16 protein-coding genes and 1 tRNA gene are annotated in these 18,859 nt (G+C 57.5%); 5 read left to right on the top strand and 12 right to left on the bottom strand.

Annotation, left to right across the window (positions count from 1 at the left end; all coding sequences use genetic code 11):
- Window positions 1–49 precede the first annotated feature (49 nt).
- The 5 genes from H4N61_RS09185 to H4N61_RS09165 all read left to right on the top strand — a co-directional run bounded on the left by H4N61_RS09185 (window position 50) and on the right by H4N61_RS09165 (window position 6,391).
- Window positions 50–940, top strand: coding sequence for a sugar ABC transporter permease (locus tag H4N61_RS09185; RefSeq protein ID WP_169193699.1), 891 nt, complete (start codon window positions 50–52; stop codon window positions 938–940).
- Window positions 940–1,755, top strand: coding sequence for a carbohydrate ABC transporter permease (locus H4N61_RS09180; RefSeq protein ID WP_182393832.1), 816 nt, complete (start codon window positions 940–942; stop codon window positions 1,753–1,755). Before H4N61_RS09185 ends, H4N61_RS09180 begins: the two co-directional genes overlap by 1 nt.
- A complete protein-coding gene (locus H4N61_RS09175; RefSeq protein WP_182393831.1) occupies window positions 1,752–4,949 on the top strand; it encodes a glycoside hydrolase family 38 C-terminal domain-containing protein in 3,198 nt (1,065 codons plus the stop codon). The genes H4N61_RS09180 and H4N61_RS09175 overlap by 4 nt, the downstream gene beginning before the upstream one ends.
- A 10-nt stretch (window positions 4,950–4,959) precedes the next feature.
- On the top strand, window positions 4,960–6,021 hold the full coding sequence (ugpC, locus tag H4N61_RS09170; RefSeq protein ID WP_169193702.1) for a sn-glycerol-3-phosphate ABC transporter ATP-binding protein UgpC: 1,062 nt from the start codon (window positions 4,960–4,962) through the stop codon (window positions 6,019–6,021).
- 293 nt (window positions 6,022–6,314) lie between these two features.
- A tRNA-Asp gene (locus H4N61_RS09165) sits at window positions 6,315–6,391 on the top strand.
- 175 nt (window positions 6,392–6,566) lie between these two features.
- Here H4N61_RS09165 and H4N61_RS09160 read toward each other — a convergent pair.
- The 12 genes from H4N61_RS09160 to H4N61_RS09105 form a co-directional block, all read right to left on the bottom strand.
- Window positions 6,567–7,376, bottom strand: a complete 810-nt coding sequence (locus H4N61_RS09160) for an inositol monophosphatase family protein (RefSeq protein WP_182393830.1) — start codon at window positions 7,374–7,376, stop codon at window positions 6,567–6,569.
- Window positions 7,373–8,209 carry a glycerophosphodiester phosphodiesterase family protein gene (locus H4N61_RS09155; RefSeq protein WP_182393829.1) on the bottom strand — a complete coding sequence of 279 codons (837 nt, stop codon included), beginning with the start codon at window positions 8,207–8,209 and terminating at the stop codon, window positions 7,373–7,375. Before H4N61_RS09155 ends, H4N61_RS09160 begins: the two co-directional genes overlap by 4 nt.
- Complete coding sequence (locus H4N61_RS09150; RefSeq protein WP_182393828.1) at window positions 8,210–9,244, bottom strand: ABC transporter ATP-binding protein; 1,035 nt, start codon at window positions 9,242–9,244, stop codon at window positions 8,210–8,212. It abuts the gene before it with no gap.
- An 8-nt stretch (window positions 9,245–9,252) separates the two neighbouring features.
- Window positions 9,253–10,077 carry an ABC transporter permease subunit gene (locus H4N61_RS09145; protein ID WP_182393827.1) on the bottom strand — a complete coding sequence of 275 codons (825 nt, stop codon included), beginning with the start codon at window positions 10,075–10,077 and terminating at the stop codon, window positions 9,253–9,255.
- 1 nt (window position 10,078) lies between these two features.
- A complete protein-coding gene (locus tag H4N61_RS09140; protein ID WP_169193707.1) occupies window positions 10,079–10,927 on the bottom strand; it encodes an ABC transporter permease subunit in 849 nt (282 codons plus the stop codon).
- 32 nt (window positions 10,928–10,959) lie between these two features.
- The gene (locus H4N61_RS09135) at window positions 10,960–12,111 is read right to left on the bottom strand and encodes an extracellular solute-binding protein (protein WP_182393826.1); all 1,152 of its coding nucleotides are present in this window, start codon (window positions 12,109–12,111) and stop codon (window positions 10,960–10,962) included.
- Window positions 12,112–12,485: 374 nt separating this feature from the next.
- Window positions 12,486–13,496, bottom strand: coding sequence for a substrate-binding domain-containing protein (locus H4N61_RS09130; RefSeq protein WP_182393825.1), 1,011 nt, complete (start codon window positions 13,494–13,496; stop codon window positions 12,486–12,488).
- A gap of 96 nt (window positions 13,497–13,592) precedes the next feature.
- Complete coding sequence (locus H4N61_RS09125; protein ID WP_182393824.1) at window positions 13,593–14,444, bottom strand: sugar phosphate isomerase/epimerase; 852 nt, start codon at window positions 14,442–14,444, stop codon at window positions 13,593–13,595.
- A 15-nt stretch (window positions 14,445–14,459) separates the two neighbouring features.
- Window positions 14,460–15,860 carry a CehA/McbA family metallohydrolase gene (locus H4N61_RS09120; protein WP_182393823.1) on the bottom strand — a complete coding sequence of 467 codons (1,401 nt, stop codon included), beginning with the start codon at window positions 15,858–15,860 and terminating at the stop codon, window positions 14,460–14,462.
- Between the two features lies 1 nt (window position 15,861).
- Entirely contained in the window at window positions 15,862–16,965 is a 1,104-nt protein-coding gene (locus H4N61_RS09115; RefSeq protein ID WP_182393822.1) for an ABC transporter ATP-binding protein, read from the bottom strand.
- 5 nt (window positions 16,966–16,970) lie between these two features.
- The gene (locus H4N61_RS09110; protein WP_169193713.1) at window positions 16,971–17,804 is read right to left on the bottom strand and encodes a carbohydrate ABC transporter permease; all 834 of its coding nucleotides are present in this window, start codon (window positions 17,802–17,804) and stop codon (window positions 16,971–16,973) included.
- Between the two features lie 11 nt (window positions 17,805–17,815).
- The gene (locus H4N61_RS09105; RefSeq protein WP_182393821.1) at window positions 17,816–18,760 is read right to left on the bottom strand and encodes a sugar ABC transporter permease; all 945 of its coding nucleotides are present in this window, start codon (window positions 18,758–18,760) and stop codon (window positions 17,816–17,818) included.
- Window positions 18,761–18,859 lie beyond the last annotated feature (99 nt).

Here is an 18,859-nt window from a genome sequence, read left to right as displayed (position 1 = left end):
GCCGTCGCACTTCCCTTTAGTTCCGTCCTAGACATGGGCTGGTGTCTGCATGACCAACCAATCCAATCCCTGGCTGACGAGCAATATTTGGGTGCTCGGGCTAGCGCTATTACCAGCCGCTCTCCTGATTGGCGCTTTGCTCTATTTTACGGCTTGGGCCATCGCCTTCAGCTTCACGGATCTGGCCCTCGTCGGGCGCAAATCTGTCGAGTGGAGCTGGGTTGGTCTACAAAACTTTGAGCGGCTGTTTACCCGTCGCGGCTTTCTTGAATCTCTCTGGACCACCGTTGTCTTTGTGTTTTTCTCAGCCATCGTGGGGCAGTCCGTCCTCGGATTTATGCTGGCGGCCGTCCTGCGTGGTACGCGTTCGCAACTGCGCACCATCATTGAAGTGTCGATCATGCTGGGCTGGTTGCTGCCAGACATTGTGGCGGCCTTTCTCTGGTCCGCCACCACAAGTCAGACTGGCCTCATCAATCAGCTGATCGTCGTGCCGCTTGGCTTTAAGCCGATCAATTTCATCAATGAATACGCGCTGCCCATCGTCACTATCGCCAATGTGTGGAAAGGCACGGCGTGGTCCTATCTGCTCTTTTCTGCCGCGCTCGATAGCGTCAGCCGCGAAGTGGTGGAAGCGGCCAAAGTCGATGGGGCGACACCGCTTCAGCGTGTCTTGCTTGTGCAATTGCCGATTATCCGACCGCACATTGCGACCAATATGCTGTTCATCACCATTTGGACCTTCACCTATTTCCCGCTCATCTACGCGATGACGGGAGGCGGGCCTGGCACACAGACCCAGACCCTTGCGCTATTCCTCTATAATCAGAGTTTTTCGCGCGGGAACTTGGGCTTCGGCAGCGCCATTTCTGTCGCCATGTTGATTATTGTTGGCGTGCTCTCGCTGTTCTATCTGCGCCTGCTGCGGGAGCCGAAATAATGGAGTCCAACGCCACAACCTCGCGCATGACGGCCATCGCACTGAGCTTTATGGCGGTCATCTGGGTCAGCCCGTTTTCCTGGCTAATCCTGAATGCTTTTAATCCGGATGCCAGCGGCCTTCTGGAAATTCCAAAGTCCGTTGGGCTCGATAATTTCGCAGAGGCGGTGAGTGGGGACGCCGGACGACAGTTCCTCAATTCCTTAATCATCGCTGCGGGTACTGCAACGCTGAGCGTTCTCGTCGGCATTGCGGCGGCATATCCGCTGTCGCGGCTCCGCATCCCGGGGCGCAACGCCTTTTTGTGGACCCTCGTGCTGTTGCGCATGTTGCCGTCTGTTGGCGTGCTGGTGCCGCTCTATTTTGCCGCTCAGCGCTCTGGCCTGCTCAACCAGCTCGGTGTCATCATATCCCTGACGATTTTGAACTTACCGTTCACGCTGCTGCTGCTCAAAAACTTCTTCGACACAGTGCCGATTGAATTGGAAGAAGCTGCCTATGTCGAGGGCGCGAGCCTCCTCCAGATCGTCACCAAAATTGTTCTGCCCATGTCTCGCGCGGGCATTGCAGTGGTCTGGTTCTATAGTTTCACAGGTGCATGGAATGAGTTCCTGCTGCCGCTCATCTTCGCTCGCGTGCAGGATGCTTTCCCAATGTCCGTCGGCCTTTACGCTGCCTTCGGCCAGCAGGGCGCGATCAACTACGGTTTTCTTACAGCGTTTTCAATCATCTACGCGGCGCCGGCGATCGGCGTGTATTTTCTTCTCAGGCGGAACATGAACACAGGGTTCGCCGGTGTCGGAGTTAAAGGATGACCTATTCCAATCCCCAATCGACCAAGCTGGGCTTGTTGGATGATGACCTCAAAATGGAGGGCAAGCTCATCCGCCTCTGCGCAGATCTTGAAGCCAAAATTCTGACGCCCGTTTCCGATGTCGGTTGGCAGTGGCACATCCAGCGCGCAGATATTTCGGCGGGGGACGCCCTTTCTGCAGATTGGCGATCATGGGAGACCTTTGGCTCCCATTCCGTCTGGGCGAAAAAGCAGGGCCACACGTGGTTCGCCGCTGAGGTAACTGTGCCCGAGGCGGCGGCCGGGAAAACCTTCGTGCTCAAATTCAAGAGCCAGTGGCAGGATCGGCCGGGGTCCACTGATCCGCAGTGCCTCGCCTATATTGATGGCCACATAGCGCAGGCGCTCGACGGCAACCACACAGAACTGGTTATCGAGCGCAAAGCCAAACCGGGTAAAAAGCACACGCTGCTGGTCAATGCCTTTACGTTTTTCGACCGCCCGCTCGTTGGGTTTACCGTCGAGTTTTTTACCCGTAGCGAGCGTGCCGAAAAACTCTATTGGGACCTAAAAACACCACTCGACGTCGCCATTCGGCTCTATCAAAACGACGCGCGCCGCCAAGCCATTCTCAACATTGTCGACAGGGCTTTGCGGGCACTGGATCGCCGCGCCGGATTTACCCCCGAATTTGAGGCGTCGCTGGGCGCCGCCGAGAAGATTGCTGCCGAGATTTATGCGCTCGTCGACACTGAGGTACAGCCCCAGATCACGGCCGTTGGCTCTACCCACCTTGATGTGGGCTGGCTCTGGCGGGTCATGCACACGCGGGACAAGACTGGTCGGTCTTTCGCGACAGTGTTGAACCTCATGGAGGAGTATCCTGAGTTCATCTTCATGTACAATCAGTCCGTGCTCTTCGATTTCCTCAAGCAGGATTATCCAGAGCTCTGGGCACGAATGATCAAGCGCGTGAAATCGGGCCAGTTTGAGATCGAAGGCGCCATGTGGGTGGAGCCAGACGTCAATATTGTTTCGGGTGAAAGTCTGGTGCGCCAGATCATGCGCGGGCGGCGCTTCCACCTCGATCATTTCGACGTCGATCCGAAAACCGTTTGGTTACCCGATACCTTTGGTTATTCGGCCAACCTCCCGCAAATCATGGATAAATCCGGGCTCAAATATTTTGTCACTTCCAAGCTGAGCTGGAACGACACAGATCGCCACCCCTACGACAGTTTCCATTGGCGCGGGATCGACGGCACTGTCACCAAAGCCCAGCTGATCACCGCTCAAAAATACGAAAGCGAGCAGATTTTCACGACCTATAATGGCGATCTGTCCGTGAGCGAGACCATGGGTGCGTGGAAGCGTTACGAGCCCAAGGCGGTGCACAATGAAGTCGTTATGTCCTATGGCTATGGCGATGGTGGTGGCGGTCCGACACGGGCGATGATCGAGCGCGGTATTCGCCTAGAACGCGGTATTCCGGGTGCGCCACGGGTCAAGCTGGAAGGCATTGTGCCCTATCTCGACCGCCTCGGCGCGGCCATGGATAAGCCTGGTAGCAAGTTTCCGACCTGGAATGGCGAACTCTACCTGCAATACCACCGGGGCACGCTGACCTCGGTCGCCAAAAATAAGGCCAACAACCGCCGCGCCGAACGCATGCTGCGCGAGCTGGAGTTTTTGGGCGCGTTGGCCCTCAGTCAGTCTGGCCACGCCTATCCAAGCGAGACTTTGGCCAAATTCTGGGAACTGGTGTTGATCAATCAGTTCCACGACATTCTGCCCGGCACCTCGATCCCGGAAGTCTATGTCGACAGCGACCGCGAATATGCCGAGATTTTCTCGACGCTCAATTCGCAGAATGGGCCTTGGCACACCGCTGCCAAAACCCTTGCAAAGTCGGGCGACGGTGCGCTCTCTATTTTCAACTTTACCGGGCAGACCCGTAACGATCTCGTTGATTTCGGTTCCGATGCGCAGCTTGCCGGTGCGGCTGTCACTTCAGCCTCTGGCTCCGCACCTCTTCAGAAAATCAGTCGTGCCGATGGCACATCCAGCTTTGCCGCACCGGTCTCGAACGTGGCTGCGCTTGGCTGGACACGGACGCAGCTTGTTGCTCAGCAAGGCGCTGTCCGTTCGGCTGTTTCAGCCACAAAGACACACCTTGAAAATGAGCTTCTGCGTGTGACTTTCGACAAGTCCGGCGAAATTACTTCAATCTTCGACAAGGCTCGTCAGCGCGAAACCCTGGCCGCTGGAGAAAAAGCCAACCGCCTCATCGCCTATGAAGACAAGCCGATGGAGTGGGATGCTTGGGACATAGACCGTTATTTTGAAGAGCAGTTCTGGCCATTGGCCGATACGGCTGCGACGATTTCCGTCGCGGAAACCGGTCCTCATCGCGCCGCCCTTCGCATCGAGCGCAAGTATCAAAGCTCGACCATTGTGCAAGTAATCTCCCTTGTTGCCGGCGAGCGGCAGATCGAGTTCGATACTTATATCGATTGGCTGGAGCGGCAGACGGTTCTCAAGGCGCAGTTCCCATTTGATCTCAATATCTCCGAAATTCGCTCGGAAATTCAGTTCGGCCACGTTAAACGCCCGACCCATCGCAACACCACTTGGGACCGCGCGCGCTTTGAAGCCTCCATGCACCGGTGGGTGGATATCAGCGAAACCGACTTCGGCGTGGCGCTGATCAATGACTGCAAATATGCCTATGATTGCCACGAGCAATCGGTGCGGCTGACGCTGGTGCGCGGGTCAACCTTCCCCGCGCCCGATGCGGATCTGGGCGAACATCGCCTGCGCTATGGACTTCTCGTGCATGATGGCGTGGCTGATTTGCACGAAGTCCACCGCGCCGCCGAACGCTTCAACAATCCTCTGGCTGTCGTTGGCACCCGAACCATTGCGTCTGCGCCGGCGCAGGGATTGGACAGCTTTAGTTTTGCCTCGGTCGACGTGCCCAATGTTGCGCTTGAAACTGTCAAAAAGGCCGAGGCGTCTAATCGCTTGGTCTTGCGGCTGTTTGAGCACGCCAATATCCGGGCCGATGCAACCATCAGTTTTGGCCTGCCGGTGAAATCTGTCCGCACGGTCAATCTTATGGAAGAAGGCCCCACCAAGCCTCTGCCGCTCGCAAACAATAGCGTCAAACTGGCCTTGCGACCTTTCGAGATCGCAACACTGCTGATCGAAGTTTAAGGAGGCCGATATGGCTGACGTTACGCTACGGAATGTACGGAAATCTTATGGGAGTCTCGAGGTCATCCACGGCGTCGATCTCGATATTAAGTCCGGTGAGTTCGTCGTGTTCGTCGGCCCCTCTGGGTGCGGTAAGTCCACGCTGTTGCGCATGATCGCGGGGCTCGAGCCGATTTCGGGTGGCGAAATTTCTATTGGTGGGAAAGTCGTCAACGATGTGCCATCGCCGCAGCGTGGCATTTCCATGGTGTTCCAGTCCTACGCGCTCTATCCGCATATGAGCGTCTTCGACAACATGGCTTTTGGCCTGAAACTGGCCAAAACGCCGAAGGCAGAGATCGAGCAAAGGGTGCGCGAAGCGGCGCGTATTCTGCAAATCGAGCCCTATCTCGATCGTATGCCTAAAGCGCTGTCCGGTGGGCAACGCCAACGTGTGGCCATCGGGCGCGCCATTGTCCGCAACCCCAAGGTCTTTCTCTTTGATGAGCCGCTGAGCAATCTCGACGCTTCATTACGCGCTCAAACGCGCATTGAGATTGCCAAGCTGCACGATGCGCTCGATGCGACGATGATTTATGTCACCCATGATCAGGTTGAGGCCATGACCTTGGCCGATCGCATCGTCGTGCTTAATGCCGGAAAGATCGAACAGGTTGGTTCGCCACTTGAGCTCTATCGCCATCCGGTCAACACTTTCGTCGCCGGCTTTATCGCCAGCCAGCGAATGAATTTTATCGAGATCACCCCGACATCTGGCGGGTTTAGCTTGCCGGGGGGCGGAACGGTACGCCTCGATCATCCCAAGCTCGGCGAAGCCAAAACATTTGGCATCCGGCCAGAGCATTTGCAGGTCGCCGCCGAAGGGCAGGGAGACCTCTCAGGTAGGTTGACTGTGATCGAGCAATTTGGCGAATACGCTCTTGCTTATGTCGAGCTTGCAAACGGCGATCTGGTCACGCTCAAAATTGATGGCGCGCCAGAGCTGGAATTGCACCAAACACTCTCGGCCAAAATCCCGCCTGACGCAGTACATCTGTTCGACGCGGCAGGCAGGGCTCTCACTATAAATTAAATTGCCTGTAGACCTACAAAATCTGGCGCAGGACAACTGGCCGACAGGTGCGGATCGAAATCTCTGCCTCCGACCACGCCTTATCCTGCGGGTCAAAAAGCGTCTCTCGACATGACACCACTACACGTCGTGGGTCTGGAGTTCAGTTTTGAACTCGGACACGGGCGGGGTTTGTTTCTAATGGTTTGCCAAGGGTTTGTGTAAAACCATCATCCTCAAACTCGCTCGCTTGACACCCAAGCAGGTCACCCTAAACAGCCCCACGTTGCGCCGAACGAGAGTTCGCAAGCGCTGCGGGAGTAGCTCAGTTGGTTAGAGCGCCGGCCTGTCACGCCGGAGGTCGCGGGTTCGAGCCCCGTCTCTCGCGCCATTTTCTTTCATGACATCGCTGATTTGAAAACGTTCGCTTCGTACGTACTGAATGTATTCGGTCGTACGATGGTTTGATGCTTTGGAGCCCATGCGGGGCACTTCAAATGCGTGCTCCATACGCCAATTGCCCAGCGGCCATGGGAGGCGCGCTGGGTTATGGTGGTGCGGTTTGCTTAAGCGTTTTTGGGTGGTACTGCTGCGAATTCGTTCAGCAGGAAGGCATGCGTTGCGGGGTTGGCGACGATTAGAGCGCCTGTTTTCGCATAGTGCTCTTCCCCGCGGCCCCACCAGTCGGTGACGATCCCGCCCGCTTCTTGCACCAGTAGAATGCCCGCCGCGGTATCGACAAATCCGGTCTCCTCGTAATAGCCGGTCAACCGTCCGCAAGCCACATAGGCACAGGAGTTTGCAGCGCTCCCCACGACGCGAACCGCGCCCACTTGGTTACGGACGTGGTCAAGGCGCTCATAGGCGCCGGGGTAGAGGCTGTGGCTCGGTTGCGCGAGGCCCGTGCCGATGCACATCATGCCGACATCGGCGTGTTTGCTGACGTCGAGTTTTGCGCCGTTGAGAAAGGCGCCGCCGCCCTTCATTGCCGTAAACATCTCGTCGGAGACGGGATTGTAGACGAGCCCGCATACCGTCTCACTGCCGCGACGCAGGGAGATTGTGATGGTGTAGTGTTGGCCGAAGAGGAAGTTCGTTGTGCCGTCAATCGGGTCGACGAGCCAACGGTGTTCAGGATCGGCGCCATCGACGGGTGCGAACTCTTCCCCGGTAAGACTCCAACTCGGATCGATAGCGAAAAGTCGTTCGCGAATAAGCGTTTCGGACTGGCGGTCAGCGTCGGAGACGAAATCGCCAGGACCCTTCACACCGATCTCAATATCGCGAAAATTCTTAAAATGACCTTGGGTAAGCACGCCGGCTTCGCGGGCAGCGTCGACCATACGGTCCAAAATAGCGTCGTAGTTGAGGGTCATGATGTGAGGGCTGAATGCAGCCCCTCCGGGTCATCGGTGGTGATTTGGTCAACGCGAAGAGCGATGAGGAGACGGGCCTTCTCGAGCGATGGTGCGTCGACCTTGTTGAGGGTCCAAGCATCGACACGGCGGTTGTCAGCGTGGACAGCAGCGATCATGTCGAAGCCTTCGCGGTCGGCCTGAAGGACGATTTCGTGATGCAGATAGATCAATTCGGCGTCGGGTGCCGTGGCGAGGGCATCCTGGATGAAGCCATCGTAGTCGCCGCTCTGTTTAAGTTGCTCAAGGCTGTCGCCGTGGCAGGGGTCATAGCCAATCTTGAGACCCGGAGTTGCATTGGCGAGCAGATCGATCGCCGCAAAGTCGCCGCCGGAGAGGATCATTGCTCCAACATGATTTTTGATCGTTGCGGCGACGCTGCGCACCGTTTCCTCGTCGAGCGCCGCACGCCCTTCTTTGAAATCAAGTTGCAGTAAGGCCTCTGGGTGAGCGGGCTCTGTGTCGAGGAGGGCGCAAAGGTCTTCGAGCAAAAGCACTTTTTCCGGCAGAACCACGCCGCTGTTGTCGCGCAGATTGAGTTGGCGCAGAACGTCAGCTGACGTCTCGCGAACTAAGCCGCGGCCCGTGGTTTCTTCCGATAGTTCAAAATTGTGCAACACAGCGCAGCCGTGATCGGCGTGGATGACGAGGTCGATTTCGACACTCGCCCCAATCCGCATGGCTTCGATGATGCGGCTCGCGCCAAAGACGGGATCATCCGCCTTGCGTCGCCCTCGGTGCCATTTCAGCCACGTCCGGTGGCCGTTTGTTTCGATGTAAAGCGGGAAGGTCATTTAGCTTCGATACACCCGCGCATTGTCGCGATAGGCCGCGATGGCTTTGGGCTTGAGGGTGACGCGTTGGCCGTTGCTGAAGAGGTCCGGATGGTTGACCATGGATTTGATCCGCGTGTTGTCGCTCAAATGGACGTCAACGAGCCCGTGCGTGCCAAAATCGGTGACGCGATGGACGACGGCGCAGTCAGTTTCTGAAACTTCGAGATCCAGCGCTTCAGGACGCATAGCCAGGGTTGCCGCGCCATCGGGGATGGGCAGAGCGACTGTGAAGCCAGAGCGCTCAAATTGACCGTTGGTTACACTGCCGTCCACGAGGTTCATCTGGCCGATAAAGCCAGCCACAAAAGGCGTCAGTGGCTCGCGATAGACCGTTTCTGGCCGATCAATCTGCTCAGTCCGGCCATCGCGCATGACGACAATGCGATCCGCCATGGCAAGGGCTTCGTCCTGGCCGTGGGTGACGAAAAGCGTTGTGATTTTGAGGCGCTGCTGAATATCGCGCACTTCTTCACGAAGGCGCTCGCGCAGATGCTGGTCGAGGCTGGCGAACGGTTCGTCGAGCAAGAGGATCTTTGGCTCGAGGACGAGCGAACGCGCCAGCGCCACGCGCTGCTGTTGGCCACCCGAAAGCTGGCCCACGCCGCGCGTGCCATAGCCCGGCAGGCCAACGAGCTCCAAAATGCCTTCAACGCGCTCTTTGATCTCTTTGGAAGGGGTTTTGCGCAGTTTGAGGCCAAAGGCGAGATTGTTGAACACATTCATATGCGTCCACAGGGCGTGGCTCTGGAATACCATGCCTGTCGGGCGCTTTTCAGGCGCGAGGTAGGTGATGTCTTCGCCGTCGATGGAGATGACGCCTGAGGAGGCGCGTTCGAACCCGCCAACCATGCGCAACAGAGTTGATTTACCCGACCCAGAAGGGCCGAGGAGACACACCAGTTCGCCATCGGCAACATCGAGCGAAAATTTGTCGACCGCCACAATGGAGGAGCCAAAGAGCTTGGTGACATCAGTGATCTTGAGAACGGACATATGGTTTCCTAGCCCCCGAAGCCGCGCGCGAAGGCGCCGCCGCCGATAACCCGGCGGGCAAAGATAAGAGCGATAAACGAGGGTACCCACAGCAGCACGGACAGTACCGCGCCAAACTGGATGACCATCTGATTGTTGATGAAGGAAATCATCAGAACCGGCATGGTTCGGATGCCTGGTGCGCCGATGAGCCAAGCGCCTTCGGTTTCGTAGAAGGTACCGACAAAACTCAACAGCACCGCAGCGGCGATCGTCGGACCCGCCTGCGGGAGCGTGACGGACCAGAACACGCGGAATGGGCCAGCGCCAACGTCGCGTGCCGCTTCTTCCATGCGCCGGTCTACCGATTGGAACGCCGCCACCGGAATCCAGATCATGAACAGCAATGTGCCGACGAGCTGGATCAGCACCACGCCCCAGAAGGTGCCAATGAGATTAAGTTGGAGGAAGATCGCTGCAATGGCGATCAGCAGACCAAATTTTGGGAAGGCATGACCGGCGAGAAACGAGAAAAACAGGATCGAGCGACCCGGAAAGTCCAGCCGCGCAAATGCATAGGCAGCGGGTAGACATATTGCGGCAGACAACAGGGTGACGACTGTCGAGAGCTGTAGGCTCAGCGTCAGCGCGGCCCAAACGTCGGGACGCCCTAACGTCTGGCCCCAGAAACGGAAACCAAATTGTTGCGGGATGACGTTCGGATACCGCCAGACCTCGGTGAAAGCCCAGGTGCCGACAACGAGCAGCGGAAAGATGATCGCAATCGACAGAACGGCCGCGAAAACGATCCCGGTCCAGTCAAGGCGAGGGCGCGTGGGAGCGATGGTGGTCATGTCACTTCCCCTGATTGCGCGCGACGGAGCGCACGTAGAACAGCCCGAAGGCGATACAGAAGCAGAAGGTGATGACTGCCTGCGTGATGGCGTTGATGGGGTCGTTCACTTCGCGGAAGGTGCGGTTCATGAACGGGCCCATCATTTCTGGCGAAGCGGGACCCAGCAAATAGGGCAGGGTGAAGCTTGAGAAAATGCCTAGCACTGCGAAGGAAATCGCGACCAAGACCGAATTCGAAATGCGTGGCAGAATGATGTACCAAAGCACTTGCAAGCGCTTGGCCCCAACATCGCGCGCGGCTTCAATGGACTGGTTGGAAACGCTGCCAAGGCCGGAAAGCAAGATCAGAACGGTGAGCGGAATATTATCCCAAACCATGCCGATGACCGGACCCCACGGGGTCAGATATGGCGTGCGGATTTTGGGAAGACCAACCGAATTGAGCAGAATGTCGACCATGCCATTCGGCCCCAAAACGCGGATGAACGCGTAGGCCAGAATGATCGATGGGACGAACATCGGGAAAATCGCGAGGGCCTGCACATAGGCCGGGATTTTGCCGGTTGAGAAGCGCAGGTATATGGCGATGGGCAAGCAAATGAGCAGCAGGAACAGGGCGCAAACGCCCGTCGTCCACAGCGTGATCATCAAATTGTTGATGCTGTACTGATCTGAGAAAAAGAACACATAGCTTGAAAGCGTAAATCCGGTTTCGCCATTGGCGTCAGGGCGCCAGATGGTGCGCCCAATCGCGCTAAAGATCGGCCAAATAATCAGCCAAGCCATGAGAAGAACAGGCACGGCGACGAGCAGAAGGCCAGTTGGCCTCCTGCTGTCGGTCTTTTCCATGAGAGGGCGTGCTCCCCCTTCCACGACGTTGGTCACTGGGTGCGATCGACGTTTGGAGCGACGTTACGATACCAGCCATCATTGATCGCTGCTTCCCACGCGCCGCCCGGGAAGGTTGGGATCTGCTGCGGAATGATGTCAGCAAACTTTTCGCGCAGTTCTGGAGAGATATGGTCCCAGCTTACGCCCGGGAAGCCACCGAGCTCGGTCAGAATGGCGCTCTGGATTTCTTCGGAAAGCATGAAGTCCGCGAGCTTGAGCGCTGCATCACGGTTGGTACCGGTTTCAAGTACGACGGAGCGCGTGAAACCACCAACCAGGGCAAGGTCCTGTAGCTGCACGAGGCCGGTCGTTTCTGGCAGAACGCCCTGATCGATTGCCTGCAGGATCTGATCCGACCAAACCGGGGTCATGGTCACAACGCCCTGTGCCAGAAGCTGGATCGACTGGGTGTTGCCCGAGGAATACGCGCCGTTGTCATAAAGGGACGGTGCGATGTCCGACAGAATAGCCCACGCATTGCCGAGCGCTTCATTGCCGAAAGTCTCGTCGTAATTATCGACGGTGAACTTGGATGGGTCGAGGCCGTTGGCTTGGTGAATGGCGCGACGGACGAAGTTGCCACCTGAGCCGCCCTTGTCAGGACGGTTGTAAACGAACTGGCCGGGGTTTGCCTTGATCCATGTGACTAGCTCATCCCAAGTTTTCGGGGCGTTGGCTGGGTCAAGCTTGGTGGTATCATAGGCCAAGAGCACTTGGCTGCCGCGATAAGGCAAGGAATAGTCGGACTGAATGCCGGCAGGATTGACCTTGTCGTAGTTCGATAGGCCAGCTTCCTTGATGTTTACGAAAATGCCAGCTTCGATTGCACCAGCTGGTAGCAGCGGGTCAGCCGATTCAAAGAAGTCTGCCTGTGGATCAGTATTGGTCGCCTTAGCGGCTACCGCGCGCTCACCAATGGCGATGATGCCCGCGCCGTCACCGGCGTCCACAAGGTTCAGCTTGTATTCTGGATGCGCCGCTTCAAATGCGGGCTTAACCGTGTTGGTCCAGAAATCGAGAATATTGCTGTCCGAGCTGGTGTACCAATCAATGGTCCCCTCAGCAGCCAAGCTGACCTGTGGCAACATCGAAATGCCGGCCGCCAGACCCGCGACCGAAAGCATAAATGCACGACGTTTCATTCAAATCTCCCATCCCAAATGACTGTCGAAGTCATTGCGCAAAAACTGCCGATGTGCGGAGGCGGCGTCCGATCAATGTCGGTCAGTCGTTGAGATCGGCTCTCAACGACGCGCCTCATGGGCCTCCTCCCTTGTGAATTGCGGAAGGACGCCCACTCTTCGATGGTGGGTCTGTCCAAGAGCGCACTCTTCACACAGAACAGACAACACCTAATAGCCAATGCACACAAGTGCATATTTGCTTACGAAGTGCGGATAGGGATATTGTGGCTTCATAACGCTCATATGACAGTTCTTTAGTGCACAGCTGTGCAATCGCTGGTGTCTTCAGCGTTTAAGAGTTCTCGCGAGCTAAGGTATTGTTTTTAAAGAGCTTAGATTTTGCCGGGGCGGACCGACTTGCGCCACACGGGAATAGGCTCGATCACGGTGCGTGCAGAGCTGCTTGGGGTCGCAGCGCCGAGCAATTCCACCACTTTGGTGCTCAACTCGTCCAGAGGCTGTGCAAAAGTGGTCAGCTGGTACGAATCCCAACTCGATTGCTCAATATTGTCGAAACCGACGACGCAAAGATCGCGCGGAATATCGAGCCCGAACTCGCGCCGAGCAGCGTCCATGAACCCAAGCGCCAGCAAGTCGGTGACGCAGAATACGCCGTCCGGTGCGTTGGATCGACCGAACATGCGGCGGGCAGCGTCTTGCCCTGAAGCATAGCTGGTTGGCCCGCCGGCAATGGCTGTGACAGCCAGACCGGCGTCCTCTGCTGCCGCTATGAAAAAGCGTTCGCGTTCGACAAGGCTGGCCGTGCGGGCCGTCGAGGTCACCAGTCCCATCCGTTCGCAGCCGGCACGGCGGAGCAGGAACAGCGCCTCGCGCCCCGCAAAGGCGTTGTCGACGCCCAGATTGCTCGAGCCGGACAGCCGCTCGTCGCGATTGATCAAGATGACCTGCTGGCCGTTGCTGAGACAGGTTTCAATCAAGGATGATGGGGGTGTTCCCGACAACACCACCGTGGCGTCGGCGCGATAGTTCAGCGTCTGATGCAGCGCCTTGGTCAGGCTTGCAGTATCCGTCTCGGTGTTGATCACCATGGTGATCTTACCGGCCGCTTGGAGTTTTCGTGTCAGTTCATCAACCATCAGCGCGCGGATGGGTGTGGTCATATCCGCGACCACAAGACAGACAATATTGCTGTCTTCGCGCAATCCGCGGGCGAGATGGTTGACGTGGTAGCCGAGCGTTGCCGCTGCCTCGAGAACTTTCCGACGCGTTGGTTCGGATACGCTGGCGCCGTCGGTGAATGTGCGTGATACGGCTGATCGCGAGACCCCGGCACGGTCGGCAACCATCTGAGCACTCACAAAGCTACGCTTTTTGCCGGACATCGCATCCACCCTATCGAGGGGGAGGATTTGGTCTAAGTCGCTGCGCCCCGTCAAGGGCCACTGATCTCGTCGCGTGGCCGTTGCGGGGCATGGTCGTCACTTGATCTCGTTCATAAAGATCAGGTTGCGCCTTGCCAGCTGCAGCGGCGTTTCTTTGGCGTCGGTGGCGACGTCCTGTTCCACGACGATCGGGCCGGTAAAGCCCCGCGTTTGCAGCAGGCGCATCACCGCCTGAATATCTACGGCTCCATCCGGCAAGGGGCACATGACCCCAGCGCCATAAGACGCCGCTATTGAGAGCTCGCCAGAAAGGACGCGAGCGCGCACTTTGGGGTCGACGTTCTTGAGATGCATATAGGCGATACGGTCGAACCGGCGCTCCATATAGGCGAGGGCATCTTGGTCCCAAAAGGCGTGGTGGCCGGTATCAAAACAGAGGTCGATACTGGTCTCATCCAAGAGGCGATCAATCTGGGCTTCTTTTTCGACAGCAGTGCCGATGTGCGGATGGAAGCTGAGTTTTAGGCCATAGTCGCCCTCGACCACCGCAATAGCATCGCGCACCATGCCCACGAGCCCTTGCCAACCTGCCTCATCCAGCACGCCTTCCTGGCCCGCCGGATAAGAATTGCTCTCGTCCATAATGACGAGATGTTTTGCGCCCAGGGTTTTGAGCAGAGGTGCCAGCTCACGCAAAGTCGCCACAAGTTGGGGAGCTGACTTGGCGTCGCCAAACGTATGAACATGGGTTGCGCCAATCAGTGTCAGATCGCGCTTGGCCAATTCTTCGCGCAAGACATCGGCGTCCTTGGGTAGAAAGCCAAATGGGCCGAGTTCGGTGCCGCGATAGCCTGCGGCGGCCACTTCATCGAGATAGGTCGCCCAAGTGTATGAATTGCCCGTTGGATAGGCGATGCCCCAAGAGCAGGGCGCGTTGCCGATAAGCATGGATTGGGTCCGGAATTAGCGGGCGAGATAAATGGGGTTAGAGAGCGCGCGGCGAATGGGCTGGCTCTCAAGGTCGGTGCCCTTGAGTTGCCAAGGCAATTCCTTGCCATCGAGCGCCGCTTTGAAAGTCTCGATCAGATCGGCGCGGCTCGCCTTGGCGATGATTTCGGCACGGATAAACATCTTGGGTGAGACAGACAGCGTAGCGTTCCACGCGTCGCTCTCAATGGTGACGGAAGCGATTTCGCCGCTGGCGTCGATGAGCGAGAGAGTGTCGCCTGCCGCGCCGCGGATGGTCACCTCAATCTCCGAGATGGCATCGCACGTGCCGCCCATGACGCTGTCGCCAGCGCGAAGTTCGAGATGTGGGCCTGTTGGGCTTTCGGTAACATATCCGTATCCGGACTTCATCGCCGCTAGAACCGCATTTTCTGAGAGTTCCGGCAGGTAAAACACGGTCGTTGGGCGCGCCAAAACCAGCGGGCCTTCCGGCATCAAACGATCCGGCTGGTGGAAATCCGAGCCGCCAATGGCCGAGAGTTTTAGCCCGGAGGCGAGGCGCTTCTGGTACTTTTCGAGGGCGACCCAATTCCACGCCAGCCAGGTGGATTGCCAAACTTCCTGACAGTCGGCTGCCGGAAAATCATAGTCCCAAGGGATTGTCGGCTTGTCGTGATTGATGGACAGCAGGCCGCCTTTGTCATGCACCAGCTTTGCCAGAACATGGGCGTCGCTTGGCTTGGTCATCCGGAAGTCGATCCACTCGTCGACGCCAAAAACATTGGCATGGCCGACGGCCGTGGTGATCTCCATGCCGCGGATGAACACCAATTCCGGTGAGGACTGAGGGTGGAAATAGCGGCGCTGGGTAATGGTGTTGTGGTCGGCGATGGCGAGGAAATCGAGCCCCGCCTGCTTGGCCGCAGCATGCAGCAGTTCTGGCGCGCCGCGCGCATCAGAATGAAATGTGTGGCAGTGCAGATCGCCACGATACCAGCCAGCGCCTTGGCGCACCGGGAAACTGCGAGCCGGTTGGGGTGCGTGCGGACGGGCACTGCTGTCGAGTGTGATCGTTACAGTCACATCAAGGCCAGCAAGCGGAACCTTATAGAGCCCGAGAACGACAGTCCAAGTGCCGGGTTGGATGGTCCCGTGAATATAGCCGGGCGTCGCATCGTCCGTAGCGATGAAATACGTGTCTCGCGCGCCGCCGCTCCAGCCGCGAAACCCTGCTGCGGTGGGATAGCCCGTGTCGCGTGGGTCGAAAGCGCCCAGATCAATAATGGCATCTTCCGCCTTGGCGTAAGCCAAAGTGACGTCGATGCGTGAGGTGGCTGCGGGCACCTCATAGGGGATGTAGTAATAGGGGTTCCGCTCTTGGTCGGCGCGGGTGATGTGGTGCGTGATCGTCAGCATCTTATTCCCCAACGGCCGGAATACGCTTGCCGCTGCTGTCGAACAAATGGGTGTGTTCTACGCCAAAGCTCAGGCTCACCGTGTCACTCAGCTCGAGGTGATCATCGATGAAAATGCGCGCAGTGATGCGCGCGCTATCGCCGCGATCCAAGGTCACAAGGCTTTCGGGGCCCATGTTCTCATTGGCAAAGAGCTTTGCCGTCACAGTGTTTTCGTCACCGGCCTTGGCGATGTGGAGATGCTCAGGGCGGATGCCGAGGGTAAGCTTGGGGCTGGTGCTGAGGGCACTGGCAATCGCGTCGGTCATTGGCAGATCGACGATTTTGAGATCGCTGGCCTTGAGGCGCAATTGACCATCGACCTGCGCGCCTTCGACTTCGACAAGGTTCATCGGCGGGTTGCCGACGAAGTTCGCGACAAAGGTGGTGGCTGGGCGACGATAGATTTCGATGGGCGAGGCGAACTGCACGATCTTGCCCGCATCCATCACAGCTATGCGTGAGGCCAGCGCCATGGCTTCGGCCTGATCGTGTGTCACGTAAACGGCGGTGATGCCCATGTCGCGTTGCAGGTGGTTGAGGAAGCCACGCGCTTCAAGTCGCAGCTTGGCGTCGAGGTTGGAGAGCGGTTCGTCAAAGAGATAAACCTTGGCTGGATAGACGAGGGCGCGAGCAAGCGAAGTACGCTGCTGCTGGCCGCCTGAAATCTGGCTCGGGACGCGGTTCATCAAATGACCGATCTTGAGCACATCGGCCACTTCCTTGGCACGGGCATGGCGTTTTTCGACCGCTTCGCCGCGCACTTTGAGCGGGTAGGCGATGTTATCGGCTAGGTTCATATGCGGGTAGAGCGCATAGTCCTGAAACACCATGGCGATGTTGCGATCTTTCGGGTGGAGGTGGGTCACCTCTTTGCCGTCGATAAAGATCTGGCCGGAGGTCGGCGTTTCGAGTCCTGCGATCATGCGCAGCGATGTGGTCTTGCCGCAGCCCGAGGGGCCCAAGAGACAGACGAACTCACCATCGGCAATGTCAAAGCTGACGTCTTCGACCGCGCTGAAGCTGCCAAAGCTCTTGAAGATGTTCTTGAATTGTACAGATGCCATGGGAGTTAAGCCTTGATGCCGCCGAAGAACCGGAAGCCGAACTTCCAGCTGACGAAGAGGTAGAGCGCGATAACGGGGAGCGAGTAGATCAGCGAATAGGCCGCCAACAGGGTCACGACCGGCGTGCCCGCTTCGGAGTAGAAGGAATAGATGGCCACAGACGCAGGCATGTTCTCGCTCGAACGCAGCAGAATGAAGGGGATGAGGAACGAGCCCCAGATGTTGACGAAGGCCCAGACGACCACAACCACAATGCCCGGACGAATGACTGGCAAAGCCACGTCAAAGAAGGCCTGCACGGGCGAGGCTCCGGCCACCATGGCGCTTTCCTCATAGGATTTTGGAATGCCATCGATGAAGTCGCGCAGGATGAACATGGCCGTTGGCAGCAGGCCACCAGCGAAGGTGAGGATCACGGCAAGATGGGTGTCCATCAATCCAGCGGCCGAAACGATCAGGAAGATCGGCACCATGGCTGCGGTTCCCGATACGACTGACGAGAACAGCAGCAGAATATAGGTGACTGCGCCCTTGCCGGGGATCGAGGAGCGCGACAGCGCATAGGCAGCCAGCGTTGCCGCGGAACCGACGAGGATCACGCCACCGACGGCCTGAATAAAGCTGTTCCAGAGCGCCTGCATGGCAAAGCCATTGCCAAAGACGGTGAAAAAGTTCGAGAGCGTCCAAGGATCTGGAATTTCGAGACCCAGTTCCGCCCTCGCGTTGAAGGGCGAGAAGATGAACCAGACCAGCGGCAGAGCAAAGACAATGCCGATGATCGTGGCGAGGCCCGAGAAGGCGATACGGCTCAGAACTGCGTGGAACGGAAGGTTTTTCATGGTGGCTTTCCTCACGTCTTCGGCGTCTTTTTCTTGCCGATGCTGAGATAGATCAGCGCAAAGGCAAGGTTGATGAGCATCATGATCACGCCAACGGCCGCGCCCTTGCCGAACTGGAAGTCTTGGAAGGCAACGCGGTAATTGTAGATGGAAACAAGTTCGGTCTTGTAGCTCAGCCCGCCATTGGTCAGCAGGAACGGCGTGAACACGTTGAACGTCCACATAGTGATCAGGATCAAATCGGTGACGATGTGACCCTTGATCAGCGGGAGGCCAATGTCCCGGAATTTCTGGAACGAACTTGCACCCGCAACGTCAGCAGCTTGGAAATAACTGGGCGGGATAGAGGCAAAAGCCGAGTTGAACAGCATCATCGAGAATGCCGCGCCGCGCCAGGTGTTGAAGATGACGATGACCCAGAATGGCTGCTGTAACAGGAAGTCGCCCTTGGGCAGGCCAAGGTTCGTGAGGATCATGTTCAGCGTGCCATTGTCGTAGTCGAGAAAGGCAAACCAAGCAAAGCCGATGACAACCTCAGGCAAGATCCACGCGCCGATGACAAAGGTTTCGACCATGCGCTTGACGGCCGGAGGAACGGTCTGGATGAGCCAGGCCAGAATGAGGCCGATCAGTGCTTGGCCGAGGAGGGCGGAGCAGAGAACAAATTGCGTGGTCAGGATCAGCGAGAAGCCGAACTGACCACGCTGGAAAAAGGACGCCGGATCGAACAGCGTCAAATAATTGGCAAGGCCAACGAACTCTGGACTGAGGGCGGTTTTGCCCAGCAGGGTCCGGTTGGTAAAGGAAACAAATATCACCCAAAAAAACGGGATGATGACGAAGACCGACACCAAAAGGCCCGCCGGGACGAAAAATGCCGCTCCGGTTCTATTGGAAAGTAGGGCGAAGTTTTTGCCCTTCGATTTAGGTGGTGATGCGCTGACGTCGGTGGTCATTTAGGTCCTACTCAGGTGAGTGAGGCTAAGTAAAATACCTCGCGCGGACGGCAAGAAACGGCCGCCATCGATGGATCGAGGCACGGATAAAAACGCCTA

Source organism: Devosia sp. MC521, assembly GCF_014127105.1.
In the GTDB taxonomy this organism is placed as follows: domain Bacteria; phylum Pseudomonadota; class Alphaproteobacteria; order Rhizobiales; family Devosiaceae; genus Devosia.
This window is presented reverse-complemented; position numbering and strand designations above follow the sequence as displayed.